Origin of the sequence: Microbacterium sp. MAH-37 (genome assembly GCF_009758255.1) — a bacterium.
Classification (GTDB): Bacteria; Actinomycetota; Actinomycetes; order Actinomycetales; family Microbacteriaceae; genus Microbacterium.
This window is the reverse complement of record NZ_WSEN01000004.1, coordinates 149,997-167,231: the sequence shown is the minus strand read 5'-3', so window position 1 is coordinate 167,231 and position 17,235 is coordinate 149,997. Positions and strand designations below refer to the sequence as shown.

Genomic DNA, 17,235 nt, shown 5'->3' with positions numbered 1-17,235 from the left:
TGTTCGCGAATCTAACCTAGGGGCGCGGGGACTGTCAACAAATCATCGGATGTCTGGCTGAGGCGCTCCCGCAGAAGGAGACGACGTGGGCATGGAGAACGAGCGCATCCGGGTGCGCCTGGTGATGGAGGAGGACCGCCGGGGCGAGGTCTATCCCCCCGAGGTCCTGGCGGCAATAGACCGTATCGCGGATGTCGTCCTCCCTCCGCTCACTGCGACTCAGCTGGCCGAGGATCCCGACGCCCTCGAAGACGTGGACGTCCTGCTCACCGGATGGGGCGCACCCGTCCTGGACGCCGCCCTGCTGGCCAGGGCACCCCGGCTGCGCGCCCTGCTGCACGCCGCCGGCTCGGTCAAGCACATCGTCACCGACGCGTCGTGGAGCAGGGGCGTCGTCGTGGTCTCGGCGGCTGCCGCGAACGCCGAGCCCGTGGCCGAGCTGACCGCCGCGCAGATCGTGCTGGCCGCCCGTGGCGTGCCCGCCTCGCGTCGCACCTACCACGCACGCCGCGATTTCAGCGCGCGCGAGAGCACGGCATTCGGCGCCTCGGGCCGCACGGTCGGCCTGCTCGCCCTCGGCGAGATCGGCCGGCGCGTGGCCGGGCGCCTCGCGGGCACGGCCCTGACACTGCTCGCGCACGACCCCTACGCCGATACCGCGCAGGCGGCGGCTCTCGGCCTCGAGCTGGTGGATCTCGGGGAACTGTTCGAGAGGTCGGACGTGGTCAGCCTGCACGCCCCCCTGCTGCCGGCGACGACGAGCCTCGTCGGCCGTGAGCTCATCGAGCGGATGCCGCGGGGCGCCACGCTCATCAACACCGCCCGGGGCGGCCTGATCGACGAAGCCGGACTCATCTCGGCGCTGCGGGACCGCCCTGACCTGACCGCGCTGCTCGACGTCACGGTCGAAGAGCCGCCGCGGGCCGATTCGGAGCTCTGGGAGCTGCCGAACGTCGAGCTCACCCCGCACCTCGCGGGGTCGATGGGCGGCGACAGGGCGGCCATGGGCCGGCTCGTCGCCGAGGAGCTGGAACGTCTCATCCAGGGGGTTCCACTGCAGCACGAGGTGGCCCGCGATCGTCTCGATCTGCTGGCCTGAACTGGCAACCGCTTGCCAGACCTGGGCGGGCTGTGATTGCATAACGATGCCCGCCCGTCGCGCCTCGTGCGCCCTGCAACCGGAGATGACATGACCATCGACAAGGCCGAGGTGATCGTCACCAGCCCCGATCGCAACTTCGTCACGCTGAAGATCACGACCGCCGACGGAGTGACCGGGCTGGGCGACGCGACGCTGAACGGCCGCGAACTGGCGGTGGTCGCCTATCTGCAGGAGCACGTCGCCCCGCTGCTGCTCGGCGCCGACGAGGACCGCATCGAGGACACCTGGCAGTTCCTGTACCGCAGCGCGTACTGGCGCCGAGGACCGGTGACCATGGCGGCCGTCGCCGCCGTCGACATGGCGCTGTGGGACATCAAGGGCAAGAAGGCCGGGATGCCCGTGTACCAGCTGCTCGGCGGAGCATCCCGCAACGGGCTGATGGCCTACGGACATGCCTCCGGCAAGGAGCTGCCCGAGCTGTTCGACTCGATCCGCGCCCACCAGGAGCAGGGGTACAAGGCGATCCGGGTGCAGACCGGGGTGCCGACTCTGAAGGCGATCTACGGCATCGCGGCCCAGGGTGCCGACGTCGGCGACGCCACCGTGCGCTACGACCACGAGCCGGCCCGGCGCGGCGCCAGGCCCGTCGAGGAGGACTGGGACACCCGCGCCTACCTGAACCACCTGCCCGGGGTGTTCGAGGCCGTGCGCAACGAGTTCGGCCCCGACATCCCTCTGCTGCACGACGGCCACCACCGGATGACGCCGATCCAGGCCGCCCGGCTGGGCAAGGATCTCGAGCCCTACGACCTCTTCTGGCTCGAGGACTGCACCCCGGCCGAGAACCAGGAGGCGCTGCGCCTGGTGCGGCAGCACACCACCACCCCGCTCGCCATCGGTGAGATCTTCAACACCGTCTGGGACTTCAAGGACATCATCTGCGACCAGCTCATCGACTACGTGCGCGGCGCCGTCACGCACATGGGCGGCATCAGCCCGCTGAAGAAGACGCTCGACTACGCCGCGATGTACCAGATCAAGTCGGGCATTCACGGGCCGACAGACATCTCCCCCGTCGGCATGGCCGCCGCCATGCATCTGGGCCTGGCCATCCACAACTTCGGCATCCAGGAGTACATGAAACACGGCGAGCGCACAGATCAGGTGTTCCAGCAGTCCTTCACCTGGACGGACGGTTACCTGCACCCCGGCGACCAGCCAGGCCTCGGCGTGCAGCTCGACCTGGACGAGGCGGGGAAGTACCCGTACGAGCAGGCCTACCTGCCGTTCAACCGTCTGCTCGACGGCACCGTGCACGACTGGTGAGCGCGGCGCCGCCGCCGCGATTGCGACCTGGAGGAGCGCGGACGGCAGGATGAACCCATGAGCAAGACACTGCGGGTGGGACTGATCGGCGCGGGCGGCATCTCTCGTTTGCATGCGGACGCCTGGCGAGCACTCGGCGCGGAGGGGTTCGTGACCTCTCCGCGCAGCGCGGGCGCACTGGCATCCGAGTACGGATTCCACGAGGTCACCAGTGTCGACGAACTCATCGAGCAGGTGGATGTGGTCGACATCCTCACCCCGAGTCCGTTGCACGTCGATCATGCGCTGCGTGCGATCGCCCGGGGCAGGCACGTGATCTGCGAGAAGCCGCTGGCCGTGACGTCGGAGGATGCCGCGGCGATCGTGCGCGCGGCGGCGGATGCGAGCGTGCGGCTGTTCCCCGCGCATGTGGTGCGGTACTTCCCGGACTATCTGGGAATCAAACAGAAGGTGGATGGCGGGATGGTCGGTGATGTCACCGAACTGGCGCTCAGCCGCGTCGGTGCCGGCCCGGACGCCTCCTGGTTCTTCGATGAGAACGCCGGAGGCGGACTCATCCGCGACCTGATGATCCACGACATCGACCAGGCTCTGTGGCTCGCCGGCCCCGTGGCATCCGTGACGGCGGTGCAGGATCCACCTTCGGCGGCCGGCATCCTGCCGCGCGTCGTGACCGCCGACGTCGTGCTCACCCACCGCGGTGGCGCCGTCAGCCGCATCCACGGCGGCTGGCTCGGGCCAGGCACGCCTTTCCGCACGGCAATCGAGGTGATCGGCACGAAGGGGCGGCTGCGGCACGACAGTGCTGAGACTCCGCCCGACGGGTATCTGCCGCCCGACGGCGCGGGCGAGAGTCCCTACCTCGCCCAGCTCACCGATTTCGTCACCGCCCTCGAGAACGGCACTGATGCCCGGATCTCCCCCAGCGAGGCCGTCAGCGCTGTGACCGTCGTCGACGCCGCCTACAGGTCCCTCGCCCTGCATGCGTCCGTCCCCCTCTGATCCGCCGCAACCCCGCTGCACCCGTCGAGAAACGCGGCAACGCGCGAGAAACACCGTGACGCAACGTTTCTCGCGCCGGCAGACGTTTCTCACCGACCCGGAAGAATAGCCACATGACCACCGCCGAGAACGCTCGACTGCAGGCCGCGCTCACCGCCGAAGAACCCCTGAACTGGGTGATCACCGGCGACTCGATCACCCACGGTCTCGTGCACACGCACGGAGGACGCACCTACCCCGAGCACCTGCACGAGCTGGTCCGCGGCGAGCTGGCCCGCACCAGGGACATCCTGATCAACTCGGCGATCAGCGGGCACAAGATCGTGCAGATCCTTGCCGACTTCGACCGCCGCGTGGCGTCCTGGAACCCCGACATCGTCACCCTGATGATCGGCACCAACGACTGCTCGACCCTGGTCGCGACGCTCCCGCCGGCGGAGTTCGGCGCCTCCATCGCCGAGTTCGTCGCGCGCGTGCGGGCCCTCGGCGCCGTGCCCGTGCTGCTGACGCCGCCGTCAGTCGACGTGGCCGCGGCGCCGGAGCGGGCGCGGATCGGCGAGTTCGCGCAGGCGATCCGCGACGTCGCCGCGCGCGACGACGTGCTGCTCGTCGACCAGCACGCCCGCTTCAGCGAGATCGGCCACGGCGGCGTGCCGTGGGGACTGATGAACGACCCGTTCCACCCGAACGAGGCAGGCCACGCCGCGCTCGCCCTCGAGCTGGCGAAGGTGCTCGGCATCCGCCCCGAACCGTCGCGCACACTGCCGCTGCTACAGGCGCAGGTCACTGCGGGTTCGCTCAATCCCTGAGCACCCTGGCGTCAGCCTGCTGACACGAGGCGCGCGATGATCACCGTGACGGCGATGAGGACGCTGAGGATCGCGAAGGCGACGAAGACGCGCACCATTTCACCCGGGGAGCCGTCCGTCACTTCCCGACCTCGAGATGGGCTTCGATGACGACGTTCTCACTCGACGGCGAATTGGCCGGGTTCTGCAGGCAGGTGATGAGAACGAGCCGATTCGGAGTGTCGGCCCAGAGATCCGTCTGCGCCGGCAGCGCCTTCTTGGAGACCGTGTACGCCTTGTCCACGACGAAAGATGTGCCGTCGACCTCGATCGTCGCACCGATCGCGATCGTCGGCTTTCCGGAATCCACGTCGAAGAGATAGTTGCCGGGAGCGACGCCGCCGTTCCGGAGCGAGTGCGTCACCGCGTACGTCGTACCGTTCGCGACGTCCGCCGGCGCGACGCCCCGATTGCGCACGAGATAGGCGGAGGTGAATCCCGGGGGCGTGATCACGCCGTCGACCTCGTTCATCTCTCCGAGCGGGACGTCCAGCCCCACGGACTCGGCGATGAGACGCCCGCCCGCATCCGGCACGGCGTCCATCGCCTTCTCCGCCGCAGGGGTGAGCTCGCCGTCGTCGAGGACGACGCTGTTGCCCTTCATGTCTTTCACGACCGGACCGGTCCCGGATGCGGGCGCGCTGGAGGTCGCCAGTGCGATGAAGATCGCCAGCGCAGCGGATGCCAAGACGATCACGGCGAGCCAGAGCACGCTGCGTCGGATTCGTGTGGACATAGTTCCCCTCCAGAGACTCACCTTAGGTCGGGCGAGAGTCGGCGGCGCGTTCCGGGACGCCGTTGGGGGACCTCCGACCTCCACTTGGGTACCCCACAGCGTCATCTGAGTAGTCAGCGGGCATCGATTGAGTGCAGAACGGGCGTTCTCGCAATTGACCCGGCGGTCACCTATAGCCATCGCCGCTCAGCGCAGGCAGACTGAACGTCATGATCGGAAGGACCGCGGAGCTCGCCGACGCCCTCGCGTATCTCGAGCAGGGCGTCGACGTCACGATCTCCGGTGCGCCGGGCAGCGGACGCACCCTCTTCCTCAGCGCACTGCACGATCACCTGGTCGACCGTGAATACACGGTGCGGCGCTTCGCCGGCATCGGCTCGCTGCGCGAAGTCGCGCTGGGAGCGCTGCACCAGGTGAGCGGCGATTCCGCCGGGCGGAGCGTGCCCGGCGTCGCACGCGCGATCAGGGCGCTGTCGGACGAGACCGCAGGACGACGTGTCGTCGTCCTCATCGATGACGGCGACCTGCTCGACGACTCCTCCTGGGGGGCCGTGCTCGCTGCGCAGTCCGAATCGGGATTCCGCATCGTCTCGGCGCAGTTGCCGGTGAGGATCGAAGCGCGGACCGACCTGGATGTGCCACGGCGGCGCGCCTACGTGGTTCACCTCCATCCGCTCCGCCTGGATGAGATGGAGACCCTGCTGGGCGGACGTGTCGACGGTCCGCTCGACCCGAGTTGTGTGAGCCGCATCTTCGCGAAGTCGGCAGGGCTGCCTGGGCTGGCGATCGGCATGCTCGAGATCGGGATGCAGGAAGGCGCGATCGTTCGACGCGACGGTGTCTGGACGGCCATCGGCAGCCTGTGGAGCCCGGCTCTCGATCGCCTGATCGAGCGTCAGATCCGTATCCGGGGCCGTCGCACCCGCACGGCGCTCGAGCTGCTGAGCCTCAGCGGCCCGATCGACCTGGGAGCCGCGAGTGACCTGGTGGGGCACAAGACGATCGAGAAGCTCGAGGCACGAGGGCTGCTGCGCTTCTCCATGTTCAACGGCATGCTCTCGGCGACCGTAACTCCACCACTGGTCGCGGAGTACTTCCGCCATTCGCCGCTGCGAGCGCGTTCGACGCGACTCACCCAGCGGAGCGAACCACGCACCCTTCCCCTCGTCGCCTCATTCTCGTCCCCGGGTGAGAACTCTACGCCCGAGCCCGATGCCGTGTTCGCGCGCGTCGTGCAGGAGCAGGTGAGCCGTGCCATCCGGGAAGGCGAGCGGGCTTGGCGCGAGACAGCGGAGCCGGAGGCACTGCTGCGATACGCGAGGGCGCTGTGCCAGAGCGATGCCCCTCCCCAGCAGATCTCGGCGCTCCTCGGCACGCTACCCTCGGGCGACACTGTGGTGCACGCGCAACTGCAGGCCCTGCGCGGACGCTGGCTGGTCGAGGAGACAGGGCATGAGAAGGCCCTGCAGTATCTCGACGAGCAGGCCGAGGGCGCGGGGGTCCATGCTCCGATCCTGCGGGCCACGGCACTGCGAATCCGGCTCGACGACCCCGGCTATCACGGAGATCCCAGGTCCGATCTGCCGGTGTCCGACGACATGCCGGCGGAGGTGCAGCGCGAGGTGCGCGCCACACGTGCGCTCGCGTTCCTCACTGCGGGACGGATCTCCGATGCGAGGACGGAGCTCGACGCCCTTCCCGTCGCAGACGCACCGTCGACGGCGGAAGGCAGTGAGCTCACCGCGCTGCGCGCCCTCCAGCGCCTCGGCGCGGGCGACCACGAGGGTGCGACCCGAGCCGCGTACCGGGCCTTCCAAGAGGCTCGCGAATCACTCGACGGCGAGCGCATTCGGGCGGCCGCTTACGTCGCCGCCTACTGCCAGATCCTTCGCGGCGACTATCGCGAGGTCACCAGCCTGGCCGAGACCGCCCTGGCATTGGGCTATCCGCGCGTCGGCTCGCGGTCTGCCGTTCTGGGCCTGCTGTGCATGGCCAGCATCGTGGCGGGACGGGCCGGCAGCGCAGAGCTCGCCGTGACCCGGCTCGAGCAGGCCGAGCGGCTCACGACCTCCGACGGGCCCCTCCCGACGATGTCCACGAGCTGGCCCCGAAGCCAGCTGCTGATGGGCGAAGGGCACACCGACGATGCGATCGCCGCGCTGCGGGAAGGCGCGGAGCGGCTGTGGCAGAAGGGGGCGCGCTGGTCGGCCGTGCAGGCCTGGCTGATCGAGCTCGAGCTCCAGCCGGACGCCGGGCGCTTCGAAGAGCTGCGCCCCCGACTGGAAAGCTCCGACGGGGAGCTCGTCGCCGCGTTGCGTGACTTCGTGTACGCGCTCTCGCATCAGGACGCGGATGCGATCGCCGATTCCGCACCACGCCTGACCGCCACCGGACGGCCGGGCTTCGCGATGAGCGCGCTGCAGGCCGCCGCACATCTGCACGATGCACAGGGCCACACCGACGAGGCGGACCGCCTGCGACGCGCGTCCGCGGAACTGGCTGCCTCGCTGACGCCCGGCACCTACGACCCGACACGCTTCCGCAGCGCCGACATCCTCCTCACCCGGCGCGAGCTCGAACTCGCGCGGCTGGCCGCGGCCGGCAACACGAACGCCGAGATCGCCGCCAAGCTCGTGCTGAGCGTGCGCACTGTCGAGAGCCACCTGCACCGGGTCATGCGTAAGGCGAAGGTCACGAGTCGCGCCGAACTCGGCGCGTTCCTCGCCAGCGGAACGCCCATCGTACGGGGCTGAGCGGTCGAGGGGAGGCAGAGCGCCTGCCCCTCGACCAGGGGCGATCCGGATCTGCTCCCTCGTGGTCCCACCCTCCGCTGGGGGCGGAGTCGCGCAGGGGAGGGCGCAGTGGAACCGGTCACCATGTTCTCAAGAACGCTGCGACCTGACGTCCTCATCGCCACGGCTTACGTATCCCACGTCAGCATGTTGCGTACTGCCGGGGCGATGCATGCGGGTCGATGTCAGTCGAACGCGGTCGGCGCTCGCAGAGGAGGTGACCTTCATCGGCTCCTGTCGCATTTGTCACGGTGCGCAGCTGTGCGTGGTCGATGTGCTTCGACTAGCGTCGCGATGATCATCACACGACGTCGATGCTGACAGATCGGACAGATCATGGCGGGTCACCGCAGGAGCAGTTGGTTCGCCTTCTGGCCACCGATCGTCGCTCGGCCGGATTCTCACCCCGAAGCGACGTGCTGCATCAGGGAACTGCACCACGCCCACACCTGGCAGGTGAGCCTCACGGTATACGTGGCGTGCTCCGGTCATGTCGGAGACACACAGTCCGACGTGACGTCCAGCTGAGACCGGGCCCGTCGCGATCGACCGGCGGTGACGACGACTCTGGCCGCTTCGCCGGACGGCGGTGGAGCGGCCCTCGCCGGCGACGGAGCCAGCCGGACAGCACGGCTCTGCGAACCGTTGAACGTCGCATTTCACGCAACCGACAACGCGACGCCTCTTAATGCTCCATACCCGACCACTGCAGTCGAATGCGCCCACTACGTACTCGTGGAACCCCCCGCCAGGATGTCCTGGTCCGAACGTCTAGCGTCGAACATCTGAGCAGGACGCCGTCACCCGAGCGGCGTCCGCTCGTAATCACTCTCGCACCGATCGAGAAACGCGCATGCGTGGATCGTTTCGGGGCGCCGAGGGGCGGCGATCTGCCGCCCCTCGGGTATGCACTTAGGGGGAAATCTGATGAAAAAGAAAAATCGCTGGATCGGCACGGCCGCTGTCGGAGCGCTGCTGGGCACCGCATTCATGGCGAGCACCGTCGCGAGCGCTTCCGCTGCGGAGGGTGATGCACCGCAGCCCTTCTCTTGCACGGCGACGGGCTTGCTGACCCAGGAAGATGAGGTGTGGAGTGTCGACCTCGCCTCCGGCGATGTCACCAACAGCGCGACGCTGCCCGTCTCGATCAACGGCGGCGGGTTCAACGTGCTCGATGGATACGTGTACGCGTGGGACTACACCGACAACGGCATCGGGCGCTACGGCTCCGACGGGTCCTTCGAGTTCCTCGGTCTTCCCGAGGGGATGGTGGACTCGAACTGGAACATCGGCGATGTCAGCGCGGACGGATATCTCTGGGTCTCGGACAGCCAGCACACGTACGTCAAGATCGACGTCCGGCCTGGATCCTCTACGTTCATGACAATCGTGGACTCCGGAGCTCTCACGCTTCCTGCGGACATGAAGGGCCGTTCGGCAGACTGGGTGTTCGTGCCCGGCCATGACGGATACCTCTACACCGTGGCCCAGCGTCCTGACGACCACACCGTGCTCGTCTTGTGGCGCATGGACACCACGACACACGAGTTCGAGCGCATCGGAGACCTCGGCCGGCTCAAGAGCGGCAAGTCGGGTGCATTCGGTGCGATGTACGCAGACGCCGATGGCTTCATGTACGGGTCGGATAACTTCTCGGGCGAGATCGTCCGCATCGACGTGAATCGTCCGAAGATGTCGCACTTCACCACGGGACCGGCAAGCCACACGAACGACGGTATGCGCTGCGCACAGGCTATCCTGCCACTGGACTTCGGAGACGCCCCGGACACCTACGGCACCACGTTGGACGCGGATGGAGCGCGCCACTCGCTCGTGAACTGGTCATCGGATTCAGCAGAGCTGATGCTCGGGACGAGCGTCACGCGCGAGACGGATGCCAATCTCGACGGCGACCAGGATGACGCGCTCAGCGAGGCACCTGCGGCGACCGCTGGGAAGCCCACCTCTGTGGATGTGGCAGTGACGAACACGTCCGATCAGGACGCGAAGCTGTACGGCTGGTACGACACGAACATGAACGGCAAGTTCGACGAAGGGGAGAACATCGCGCCCGTCGCCGTTGCGTCCGGCTCCGGCCAGACGACGGTTCCCCTCGACCTTCCGGCCACGGACAAAGCCGGTGACACCTGGTTGCGCCTGCGAATCAGCTTCGACGCCGCCGTCACCCCGACCAGCGATGCGAACGGTGGCGAGATCGAGGACTGGCCGGTCTCGGTGGCCGAGGCACCCGCTCCCGCACCCGCGACAGCCACAGTGGCGGTCGATGACCAGGCCAACACGGTCGGCGACAAGGTGTCGGTGCCGGTTGAGTCATCGTCGAGCGATGGCTCCTCCCTGGAGTTCGCCGCCGAAGGGCTTCCCGACGGCGTGGTGATCTCCCCCGCCACGGGCGTGATGACTGGCGTCCCCACGACCGCCGGAACGTACTCGGTGACGGTAACCGCGACTTCCGAGACGGCCGGCACCGTCGAGACCACCTTCACCTGGACCGTCAACCCCGCGGCCACCCCTACACCTGCTCCCGACAATGACATCCCGTCGACCGACGGCATGGACACGCCGTCGAGTGACGTCAACTCTGGCGGCGATGGAACGATCGCGGACGTTGAGGGCGCAGCGGTGCACACCGGTGGGGCTCTGGCCGCCACGGGCGGAGAATCCGCGTTGTGGGGCCTCGGAGCAGTCCTGCTTGCAAGTGCCGCCACTGGCCTGACGCTGTTGCTGCGCCGCCGTCGCACGAACTGATCATCACAGTAGCGCTCTGACGGCGCGGGTCCCCGAGCCTCATCGGCTCCGGGACCCGTGCCGGCGTCTCGTCATGTGGTGAACTGGCAGAGGGGGATCAGCGCGATCGGTGAAGTTCGGTGAGATCGGGCGCGCCATGCGATCCGTCGCCTCCCGTCCCATCGCGACGAGCGGCACATCCGCAGTGGGCCCCGCTACGCAATTCGAGTGGTGTTGATACTCAATTCATCTCCATGACTACCCATCCTGTTCTCCGCGGGCGGGACCGGACCACCTGGCTGTATAGCCTGGCGCAGCGAAATGAGCAGCCAGGAAAGCAGGAGCGTCGTGTCACGAACCATGATCATCGTCGGCAGCGTCCGACCGGGCCGTATCGGACTCCCGATCGCCCGGTGGGTGGAGCGGCGTGCGGTAGAGGCCGGACTCGACGTAGATTTTGCCGACCTTGCGGAGATCGATCTGCCCTTTCTCGACGAGCCTTCGGTGCCCGAGCTGAATCTGCCTCAGGAAATGGCTGCCAGCTTGGCCGAGTGCCAGCAATCGCCGGGCGCACCTGAGCCTCTACCGATCCCTTCCTGAAAGGACAACATGCCTGCTCCCGATATCACTAGCCTGTCGATCGCTGAGATGCTCGACTTCCGCGACAAGGTGGTCGTCATCACCGGTGCCGCGAAAGGCATCGGCCTTGCATGTGCGCGCCGCTTCGCCGAAGCGGGTGGAACTCTGGTGCTGCTCGACATCGACGAATCCGGCCTGGTCACGGCAGTGCAGGAGCTGCGCGACAGCTTCGACGTCACGGTCAGCGCGCAAGTCCTCGACATGGCGGATGCGGATGCGGTGAAGTCGACGATCGCGACGATCGTCGACGCCTATGGGCGTATCGATGTCTGGGTGAACAACGCTGGGATCTTCCCGATCATCGACACCCTCGATCTCACGGACGACGAATACGACCAGCTCCACGCACTGAACCAGAGGGGCATGTTTCTCGCTGCGCGCACCGTGGCGCAGCAGATGACCCGGTCCGAACGACCGGGAGTGATCATCAACATGGTGTCCGTGTCCGGGTTGATCGCCGCGACCAACGCGGCACACTATGTCGCGGCGAAGCACGCGATCGTCGGCGCGACCAAGGCGTTCGCTCGCGACCTCGCACCGCACGGCATCCGGGTCCTCGCGATCGCGCCGACGCTCATCGAGACTCCGGGGGTTCAGACCGGGCTCGCGCAGAGCGCAGAGGGCAAGGCTGCTCTCGATGCGTACCTGACCCGTATTCCCCTGGGACGAGCGGGGGCACCTGACGAGGTGGCCCGCGTGGTGCTGTTCGCCGCGTCCGGCCTCTCCGGATTCATGACCGGGACGACCCTCGTCGTCGACGGCGGTGAGCTCGTCCTGTGAGCGCGCTCGCGCGCTGAAGGTCGAGGAGGATGCTGTCGGATGACGCGAGTGCCCTCTTCTGACGACCGGGGCGCCGGTACCTGCCCCTTCTGCGGCGCGCAGGCACCTCCTCACGTCGCAACCGACATCACGCGTGCGGAGCGCGCGGCCATCCGGGTCGCGAAGGTCGTCGCGAGCTGGCGGTTCGTCGGTTCCGTGCTCGGGGCGGCGCTCGCCTGGGTGGTGCTGAACGTCGCCGTCATCCGGATACCGCCGTTTCCTGCGGTGATGATCAGCGGATTGGCGGCCGGCCTCGCACTTCTCGCCGCTCTCTACGGCCCGGTCGTCCTGCTCACCCAGCGCGTCGAAGGTCAGCGGGACCGAGAGCGGGCTCGGGCGACGCTCGCCGCGGTGCTCGAAGTCGAGGCCGTATGCATCGACGGCAGGTCCCGTTCCGGGGCTCATCCACCGCAACGATGAGCTCGCTGGTCCCACGGCGGTCCGACGTCGCCGTGACCGTTCCCTGATCACCTGAAGGAGTCCCCATGTCCGATCATCACGACACGATCCATGCCATCGCGGCCCAGTTCCACCGCAACTTCAGCAACGGCGCCTTCGAGGTGAACGGTGGCCTGGTCACCGACGACATCGAGGTGAACTCCAACGCTTTCGTCTTCAGCGGGCGTGACGCCTTCGTCGAGCGTCTCCGCCGCTATGAGGCCTCGTTTCCCGGGCTTCAGCTCCGAGATCAGGTCATCGTCGTCGACGGTCGATCCGCGGCAGTGCAGTACGTCTTGCAGGGACGCCACGACGGGCCGTACGGCGAGATCGAGCCCACGGGTCGGCTCATCGAGATACACAGCGGCGAAGTGTTCGACTTCGATGAGCACGGGAAGATGGAACGCCTGCTCACGATCACACGACTGGATCGCATACCGTCGCAGCTGGTCGGTCCGGACGTCATCCAGCAGCATCAGGAGATCGACCTGAAGCACCCCTCGGGTCCGGCGACTCTGCGGATCGACACGCACGAGCTGTACGCGTCGCTGGCAGCGGGAGAGTTCGGCATGCTTCGTGAGATGTCGGATGAGCAGGTCAAGACCTCCGTCCGTACTCACGAAGACCCCGATCGGCTCGAGGCATTCATCGGCCTCTGGAAGAACCGGAGCACCGCCTTCCCCGCCGCTGTGGTGACCGTCGACCGGACGCTCCGCGACGGCGCATGGACAGCCGTCTCCTACACTCTCACCGGAACCCACTCCGGCCCCCTCCGCGATCCCGAGGGCCGGGTCCATGAAGCGACGGGGATGCCGGTCATGCTTCGCGGGATCGATTTCCTGCGCACCGACGACGGGAAACTCGTCGAGATCATCGCGATACACAACGGAGACGACGCTGCCGTCCAGATCGCCCCCGGAGAGCATTGACGAACCGTTGACAGAGTCGACGGCGTGTTCCCCGAGCGAACGTGTTCATCGAGGAACCTGTCCGGCGCAATGAAGTCAGATCCGACCATCACATACAGGAGACGAAGATGAACGACGAAGACCAGCCGAAGGTGGACAAGTACGCCACAGTGGACGAGAAGTCAACGCATCTCGCTGCGATCCGGATCAGTGAGATCCCGTTCAAGCCGGGAACGCTGCCCCTCGCTGATCGCGCCATGAGAGTGCGCCGGCTCGACGTCCACCCGGGCGGTGTCATCGGGGTGCACGACCATTCCGACCGACCGGCGATTCTCTTCGTCCTGCACGGGAGCATGACGGTCCACGACGAGAATCTGGGAACAGCTGCGATCGTGAACGAGGGCGAAGCTGTGGCCGAGTTCGGCGACCTCCAGCACTGGGCGCAGAACAACTCCGACAAGCTGCCGCTGGCGTTGCTCACGTTCGACCTGCTCGACGACAGCGCAGAGCCGTTGGCCACGACCCCGCCCCCGGGCCGCTGAGAGGTCTGGGATGTCGGACAGGGACGTGTCACGATGGCGGCGCACGAGCGTGCATGACGTTGCGACGACGATCGATCGATTGGAGTCCGCGGTCGCCGAGTTCGGCGGAATCAAACGGATCGCCCGCGTGGATCAGGCGGAGGTGGCGCGCCTCGGCGGTGCACGAGTAGCGCCCGCGGAGGTCCTCATCATCGAGAACCCCGGCCTGGTGGCGGAACTCGCCGCCGTCGATCCGGAACTGCTCAGTGAACTGCCGATCCGTGTGTTCGCCTGGCAGGACGCGGAAGGGCAGACATGGGTGCGCACCGCGCCGCCATCTCGCATCGGGGATGGCGACAGCGATCACCCAGAAGTTCAGGAAGTGCGTGCTGCAATCGACCGGATCCTCGGCGGCTGGCTCGATCTCGCTGTCGCTGCGGACGGAGAACGGTCGTGCGACCGCGACCTCGGTCATCGCGGAGAGGACTGGTAAGGTGTACGGCATGCGCTCCTGGTTCACCCGAAGCAGAGGAGAAGCGGTCGGAGATCGACCCGACGTGGTCCGTCGCCACGGCACGGACGACCATTCCGCTGCCGCATCTGGCATCTCACGGCGAAACGTGGTCACGGGCGGCATCTGGAGCGTACCCATCATCGCGGCCGCCGTCGGCACTCCGCTCGCCGCAGCCTCGGCCGTCGCCTGCCCTGAGATCTCGGATGGAGCGACATGGGCGACCGCTGTACCCGCTGCAGGCACATCGGTCGGCTTCACCGGCGCAGGCGTCAACGCCTGGGGAACGGTGAACGAACGGCGGGTATGGCGGATCTCGCGCGACGCCGACAGCACGACAGAGGACGCCTACGCGGAAACGTACACGACCATCGACATGGTCGCCGGAGTCGAGTACACGTTCTCGCTCGAGATCAGCGCCAACTACGCCTACTACACCGAGCCGATCGACCCAGCCGCCGGCGGACACGAGGTGCAGGTGCAGATCAATGGCCAGGTGGTTCAGGAGTACACCACCCGCACCGCCTGGTCGCCGAGAACCCAGATTCCGTTGAGTCCGCCGTCAGGTGCACGTGTGTGGACGACCTTCACCTTCACTTACACGGCCACGAGCACCGGTCCCGCCGTGTACAGGTACCTCAATCGTCTGGGCGCCACCACTACGGCATCCAGCAGCGACGACGTCTTCATCTCACAACCCGTGCTCGTCGCGTGCATCGCGTAAAAGGTATCAACGGTCCTCGACGTGGTACCGCTACGGCTGCCGTTCTGCGAGTGCATGCTGCTGGCACCGTCGACGGTGCCTCCTAGCCCATCACTTCGTCGCGGGGCTTGATCGATCAGCTCGCGGGCGGTGCCTGCGGCCGGCGTCGCGATCGATGGTGAGGGCCGCTTGCTCGCGCAGCCGACCAAGCTGGTGGTTGAGTCCACACTGGAAGCGTGAGCTGACAGCGCATTTCGCTACGAGAAGCGCGAGCGTGCTGTCAAGGACCCGTTCAAGGCGGTCCGCACCCGCGGCCATCTCCCGAACGATCAAGCCTTACAACGATCGCCCTCGCCGCGATCAGCCGGTTCGCGCGCCCCCGGCGCCCAGCGGCCAAGACCGCTGTTGCCCCTGACCAGCACAACCCGAAGACCGGAGAAGCGCCACGCGGCGCCACGCGGCGCTCTGTCGCACCCTCATGCCAGAGTCACAATCAAGCAGGCGCGACGACGCCCGGACAATCCAGCTCGAACGGCCGAAGAAAGATCGAGAACTCATCTGACACGATCCGGGTCCAAGCCGCCGTCGCGGCGAGCCCCCGCCGTGGCCGGTGAGACAGCGTCGCCCGCATGAGGCGTCGATCAGCTCGCGGAACGCCGCCGGTGCTGCACCGCACTTCCCGTAGTACTTAATCGCCGACGATGAGTACTCAAGTCTCCGCATCTCCGTCCTCGCGCGCCCTTCGACGTGCTTTCATCTGGGTCAATGGGACCCCGAGGAGAGGGAAGCGCATGAGCACCGGGATCACGTCACGCACGTTCGAGGGGATCGAGTTCGTCGACACGCGTATCGATCACAACGAGACGGGCTTCGACGCCCTCCCCAAGGCCATGGCCGAGGCGTACGGCACGCCTGCGGGCCCGGTGCTGCCCCTCGACCAGGAGCTCGGCGAGCTGGTGCGCCTCCTCATCGCGGTGAACAGCCGCTGTGCGTACTGCACGATCCTGCATGCCGGCGAAGCGCGGAAGATGGGCATCGCCGCCGTCAAGATCGACGCGATCTCGGCGTGGCGCACATCCTCGCACTTCACGGAGCCCGAAGCAGCGGCATTCGCGTACGCCGAGGCCCTGTCCGGTCTTCGCGAAGGCGACATCGCGGGTGCGCATGACGGCCTGCGTCCGCACTTCGACGAAGCGGCGATCGAAGCGCTCACCATGGCGATCATCAACATGGATGTGTGGACGCGGTTGTTCCTTGCTCGCGGACACACCCCGCGGAGCACGCGCTGATCCGCGTGACCGATCCTTTCGTCGAGGGCGGCGAACTCGTACTCTGATCACATCCGAGGAGAACCGACATGATCGTCACCGTCTTTCGCCAGAAGACCGACCCGACATTCCTCGATGAATACCGGGAACTCGGCAAGGCCGTGGTGGACGTCGCGCCCACGATCCCGGGATTCGTCTCCTTCAAGCGGTTCCAGGCCGACGACGGCGAGAGTTGCACCATCGTCGAGTTCGAGGATCTGGAGGCGCACAACCGGTGGATCGCCGATCCTGTGCATCGCAAGGCGATGTCGCGCGGTCGTGAAGCCTACTTCACCGAATACACGATCACTGTCTGCGAAGCGATCCGCGTGCTCAGACAGCATCCTGATCAGCACGTGACCGTGCTCGACACACACGGCTGATCCCCGCGATCGACGACCTGGAAGCGACCCTTGAGCGAACCCAACGACATCGACATCGACATGCCCTTCCATTCCGCCGGGGAGACGATCGAAGTGCTCGCCGCCATCCCCCTCGCCGATCGTGCGCTTCCCGCCGGGAGCACACCGCTCAGCGATCGGACCATGCGGATGCGTCGCATCACCGTGGAGCCCGGTGGCGTGATCGCCGCCCATCCCCACGACAACCGTCCCACGATCCTGTTCGTCATGACCGGCGCCCTGCTCGAGTTCTCCGTCGGCAATGATGTCGCCGTCGAGCACGCCGCGCCCGCCGTCGTGACTCCCACGGCCACGCACTGGTGGCGGAACGCGGGCGATGAGGCGGCCGTGATCATCGGCGCCGACCTGCTCGATCCTCACACCGACGCCGCGCAGGGATGACTTCGGCGCGACGGCGCTGCGCAACAGAAATCCGA

17 protein-coding genes are annotated in these 17,235 nt (G+C 67.1%); 16 read left to right on the top strand and 1 reads right to left on the bottom strand.

Annotated features, from left to right (window positions below; all coding sequences use genetic code 11):
- The first annotated feature begins 91 nt into the window (after positions 1-91).
- The 4 genes from GON06_RS04250 (at position 92) to GON06_RS04235 (ending at position 4,239) form a co-directional block, all read left to right on the top strand.
- Positions 92-1,099, top strand: coding sequence for a hydroxyacid dehydrogenase (locus GON06_RS04250; protein ID WP_157311348.1), 1,008 nt, complete (start codon positions 92-94; stop codon positions 1,097-1,099).
- 90 nt (positions 1,100-1,189) lie between these two features.
- Positions 1,190-2,428, top strand: coding sequence for a D-mannonate dehydratase ManD (manD, locus tag GON06_RS04245; RefSeq protein WP_157311068.1), 1,239 nt, complete (start codon positions 1,190-1,192; stop codon positions 2,426-2,428).
- A 57-nt stretch (positions 2,429-2,485) separates the two neighbouring features.
- A complete protein-coding gene (locus GON06_RS04240; protein WP_157311067.1) occupies positions 2,486-3,430 on the top strand; it encodes a Gfo/Idh/MocA family protein in 945 nt (314 codons plus the stop codon).
- A gap of 113 nt (positions 3,431-3,543) precedes the next feature.
- A complete protein-coding gene (locus tag GON06_RS04235; protein ID WP_157311066.1) occupies positions 3,544-4,239 on the top strand; it encodes an SGNH/GDSL hydrolase family protein in 696 nt (231 codons plus the stop codon).
- Positions 4,240-4,357: 118 nt separating this feature from the next.
- Here GON06_RS04235 and GON06_RS04230 read toward each other — a convergent pair whose 3' ends face one another.
- Complete coding sequence (locus GON06_RS04230; RefSeq protein WP_157311065.1) at positions 4,358-5,014, bottom strand: class F sortase; 657 nt, start codon at positions 5,012-5,014, stop codon at positions 4,358-4,360.
- Between the two features lie 209 nt (positions 5,015-5,223).
- On the opposite strand from GON06_RS04230, the gene GON06_RS04225 reads away from it, so the two are divergent.
- The 12 genes from GON06_RS04225 (at position 5,224) to GON06_RS04170 (ending at position 17,200) form a co-directional block, all read left to right on the top strand.
- Complete coding sequence (locus GON06_RS04225; RefSeq protein WP_157311064.1) at positions 5,224-7,767, top strand: helix-turn-helix transcriptional regulator; 2,544 nt, start codon at positions 5,224-5,226, stop codon at positions 7,765-7,767.
- Between the two features lie 966 nt (positions 7,768-8,733).
- Positions 8,734-10,572 carry an Ig domain-containing protein gene (locus GON06_RS04220; protein ID WP_157311063.1) on the top strand — a complete coding sequence of 613 codons (1,839 nt, stop codon included), beginning with the start codon at positions 8,734-8,736 and terminating at the stop codon, positions 10,570-10,572.
- 300 nt (positions 10,573-10,872) lie between these two features.
- A complete protein-coding gene (locus GON06_RS04215) occupies positions 10,873-11,151 on the top strand; it encodes an NADPH-dependent FMN reductase (RefSeq protein ID WP_157311062.1) in 279 nt (92 codons plus the stop codon).
- A 9-nt stretch (positions 11,152-11,160) separates the two neighbouring features.
- On the top strand, positions 11,161-11,970 hold the full coding sequence (locus tag GON06_RS04210; protein ID WP_157311061.1) for an SDR family NAD(P)-dependent oxidoreductase: 810 nt from the start codon (positions 11,161-11,163) through the stop codon (positions 11,968-11,970).
- 39 nt (positions 11,971-12,009) lie between these two features.
- A complete protein-coding gene (locus GON06_RS04205) occupies positions 12,010-12,429 on the top strand; it encodes a DUF1003 domain-containing protein (protein ID WP_157311060.1) in 420 nt (139 codons plus the stop codon).
- Positions 12,430-12,494: 65 nt separating this feature from the next.
- Positions 12,495-13,376: an ester cyclase gene (locus GON06_RS04200; RefSeq protein WP_157311059.1), complete on the top strand. Its 882-nt coding sequence runs from the start codon at positions 12,495-12,497 to the stop codon at positions 13,374-13,376.
- A 41-nt stretch (positions 13,377-13,417) separates the two neighbouring features.
- Positions 13,418-13,897 carry a cupin domain-containing protein gene (locus GON06_RS18620; protein ID WP_157311058.1) on the top strand — a complete coding sequence of 160 codons (480 nt, stop codon included), beginning with the start codon at positions 13,418-13,420 and terminating at the stop codon, positions 13,895-13,897.
- Between the two features lie 49 nt (positions 13,898-13,946).
- Complete coding sequence (locus GON06_RS04190) at positions 13,947-14,369, top strand: DUF302 domain-containing protein (protein ID WP_157311057.1); 423 nt, start codon at positions 13,947-13,949, stop codon at positions 14,367-14,369.
- 10 nt (positions 14,370-14,379) lie between these two features.
- Positions 14,380-15,111, top strand: a complete 732-nt coding sequence (locus tag GON06_RS04185; RefSeq protein WP_157311056.1) for a hypothetical protein — start codon at positions 14,380-14,382, stop codon at positions 15,109-15,111.
- Between the two features lie 770 nt (positions 15,112-15,881).
- Positions 15,882-16,379 (top strand): carboxymuconolactone decarboxylase family protein, encoded by a 498-nt coding sequence (locus GON06_RS04180; protein ID WP_157311055.1) that lies wholly within the window; start codon positions 15,882-15,884, stop codon positions 16,377-16,379.
- 68 nt (positions 16,380-16,447) lie between these two features.
- Complete coding sequence (locus GON06_RS04175) at positions 16,448-16,780, top strand: antibiotic biosynthesis monooxygenase family protein (protein WP_157311054.1); 333 nt, start codon at positions 16,448-16,450, stop codon at positions 16,778-16,780.
- Between the two features lie 30 nt (positions 16,781-16,810).
- Positions 16,811-17,200 (top strand): cupin domain-containing protein, encoded by a 390-nt coding sequence (locus tag GON06_RS04170; protein ID WP_157311053.1) that lies wholly within the window; start codon positions 16,811-16,813, stop codon positions 17,198-17,200.
- Positions 17,201-17,235: the final 35 nt, after the last annotated feature.

Excerpts from the sequence above, each read along its gene's own strand:
- GON06_RS04210 (WP_157311061.1), top strand. The coding sequence starts at position 11,161 with ATGCCTGCTCCCGATATCACTAGCCTGTCGATCGCTGAGATGCTCGAC.
- GON06_RS04230 (WP_157311065.1), bottom strand. The coding sequence starts at position 5,014 with ATGTCCACACGAATCCGACGCAGCGTGCTCTGGCTCGCCGTGATCGTC.
- GON06_RS04225 (WP_157311064.1), top strand. The coding sequence starts at position 5,224 with ATGATCGGAAGGACCGCGGAGCTCGCCGACGCCCTCGCGTATCTCGAG.
- GON06_RS04220 (WP_157311063.1), top strand. The coding sequence starts at position 8,734 with ATGAAAAAGAAAAATCGCTGGATCGGCACGGCCGCTGTCGGAGCGCTG.
- GON06_RS04175 (WP_157311054.1), top strand. The coding sequence starts at position 16,448 with ATGATCGTCACCGTCTTTCGCCAGAAGACCGACCCGACATTCCTCGAT.
- GON06_RS04240 (WP_157311067.1), top strand. The coding sequence starts at position 2,486 with ATGAGCAAGACACTGCGGGTGGGACTGATCGGCGCGGGCGGCATCTCT.
- GON06_RS04215 (WP_157311062.1), top strand. The coding sequence starts at position 10,873 with ATGAGCAGCCAGGAAAGCAGGAGCGTCGTGTCACGAACCATGATCATC.
- GON06_RS04205 (WP_157311060.1), top strand. The coding sequence starts at position 12,010 with ATGACGCGAGTGCCCTCTTCTGACGACCGGGGCGCCGGTACCTGCCCC.
- GON06_RS04250 (WP_157311348.1), top strand. The coding sequence starts at position 92 with ATGGAGAACGAGCGCATCCGGGTGCGCCTGGTGATGGAGGAGGACCGC.
- GON06_RS04180 (WP_157311055.1), top strand. The coding sequence starts at position 15,882 with ATGAGCACCGGGATCACGTCACGCACGTTCGAGGGGATCGAGTTCGTC.
- GON06_RS04185 (WP_157311056.1), top strand. The coding sequence starts at position 14,380 with ATGCGCTCCTGGTTCACCCGAAGCAGAGGAGAAGCGGTCGGAGATCGA.
- GON06_RS04200 (WP_157311059.1), top strand. The coding sequence starts at position 12,495 with ATGTCCGATCATCACGACACGATCCATGCCATCGCGGCCCAGTTCCAC.
- manD (WP_157311068.1), top strand. The coding sequence starts at position 1,190 with ATGACCATCGACAAGGCCGAGGTGATCGTCACCAGCCCCGATCGCAAC.
- GON06_RS04235 (WP_157311066.1), top strand. The coding sequence starts at position 3,544 with ATGACCACCGCCGAGAACGCTCGACTGCAGGCCGCGCTCACCGCCGAA.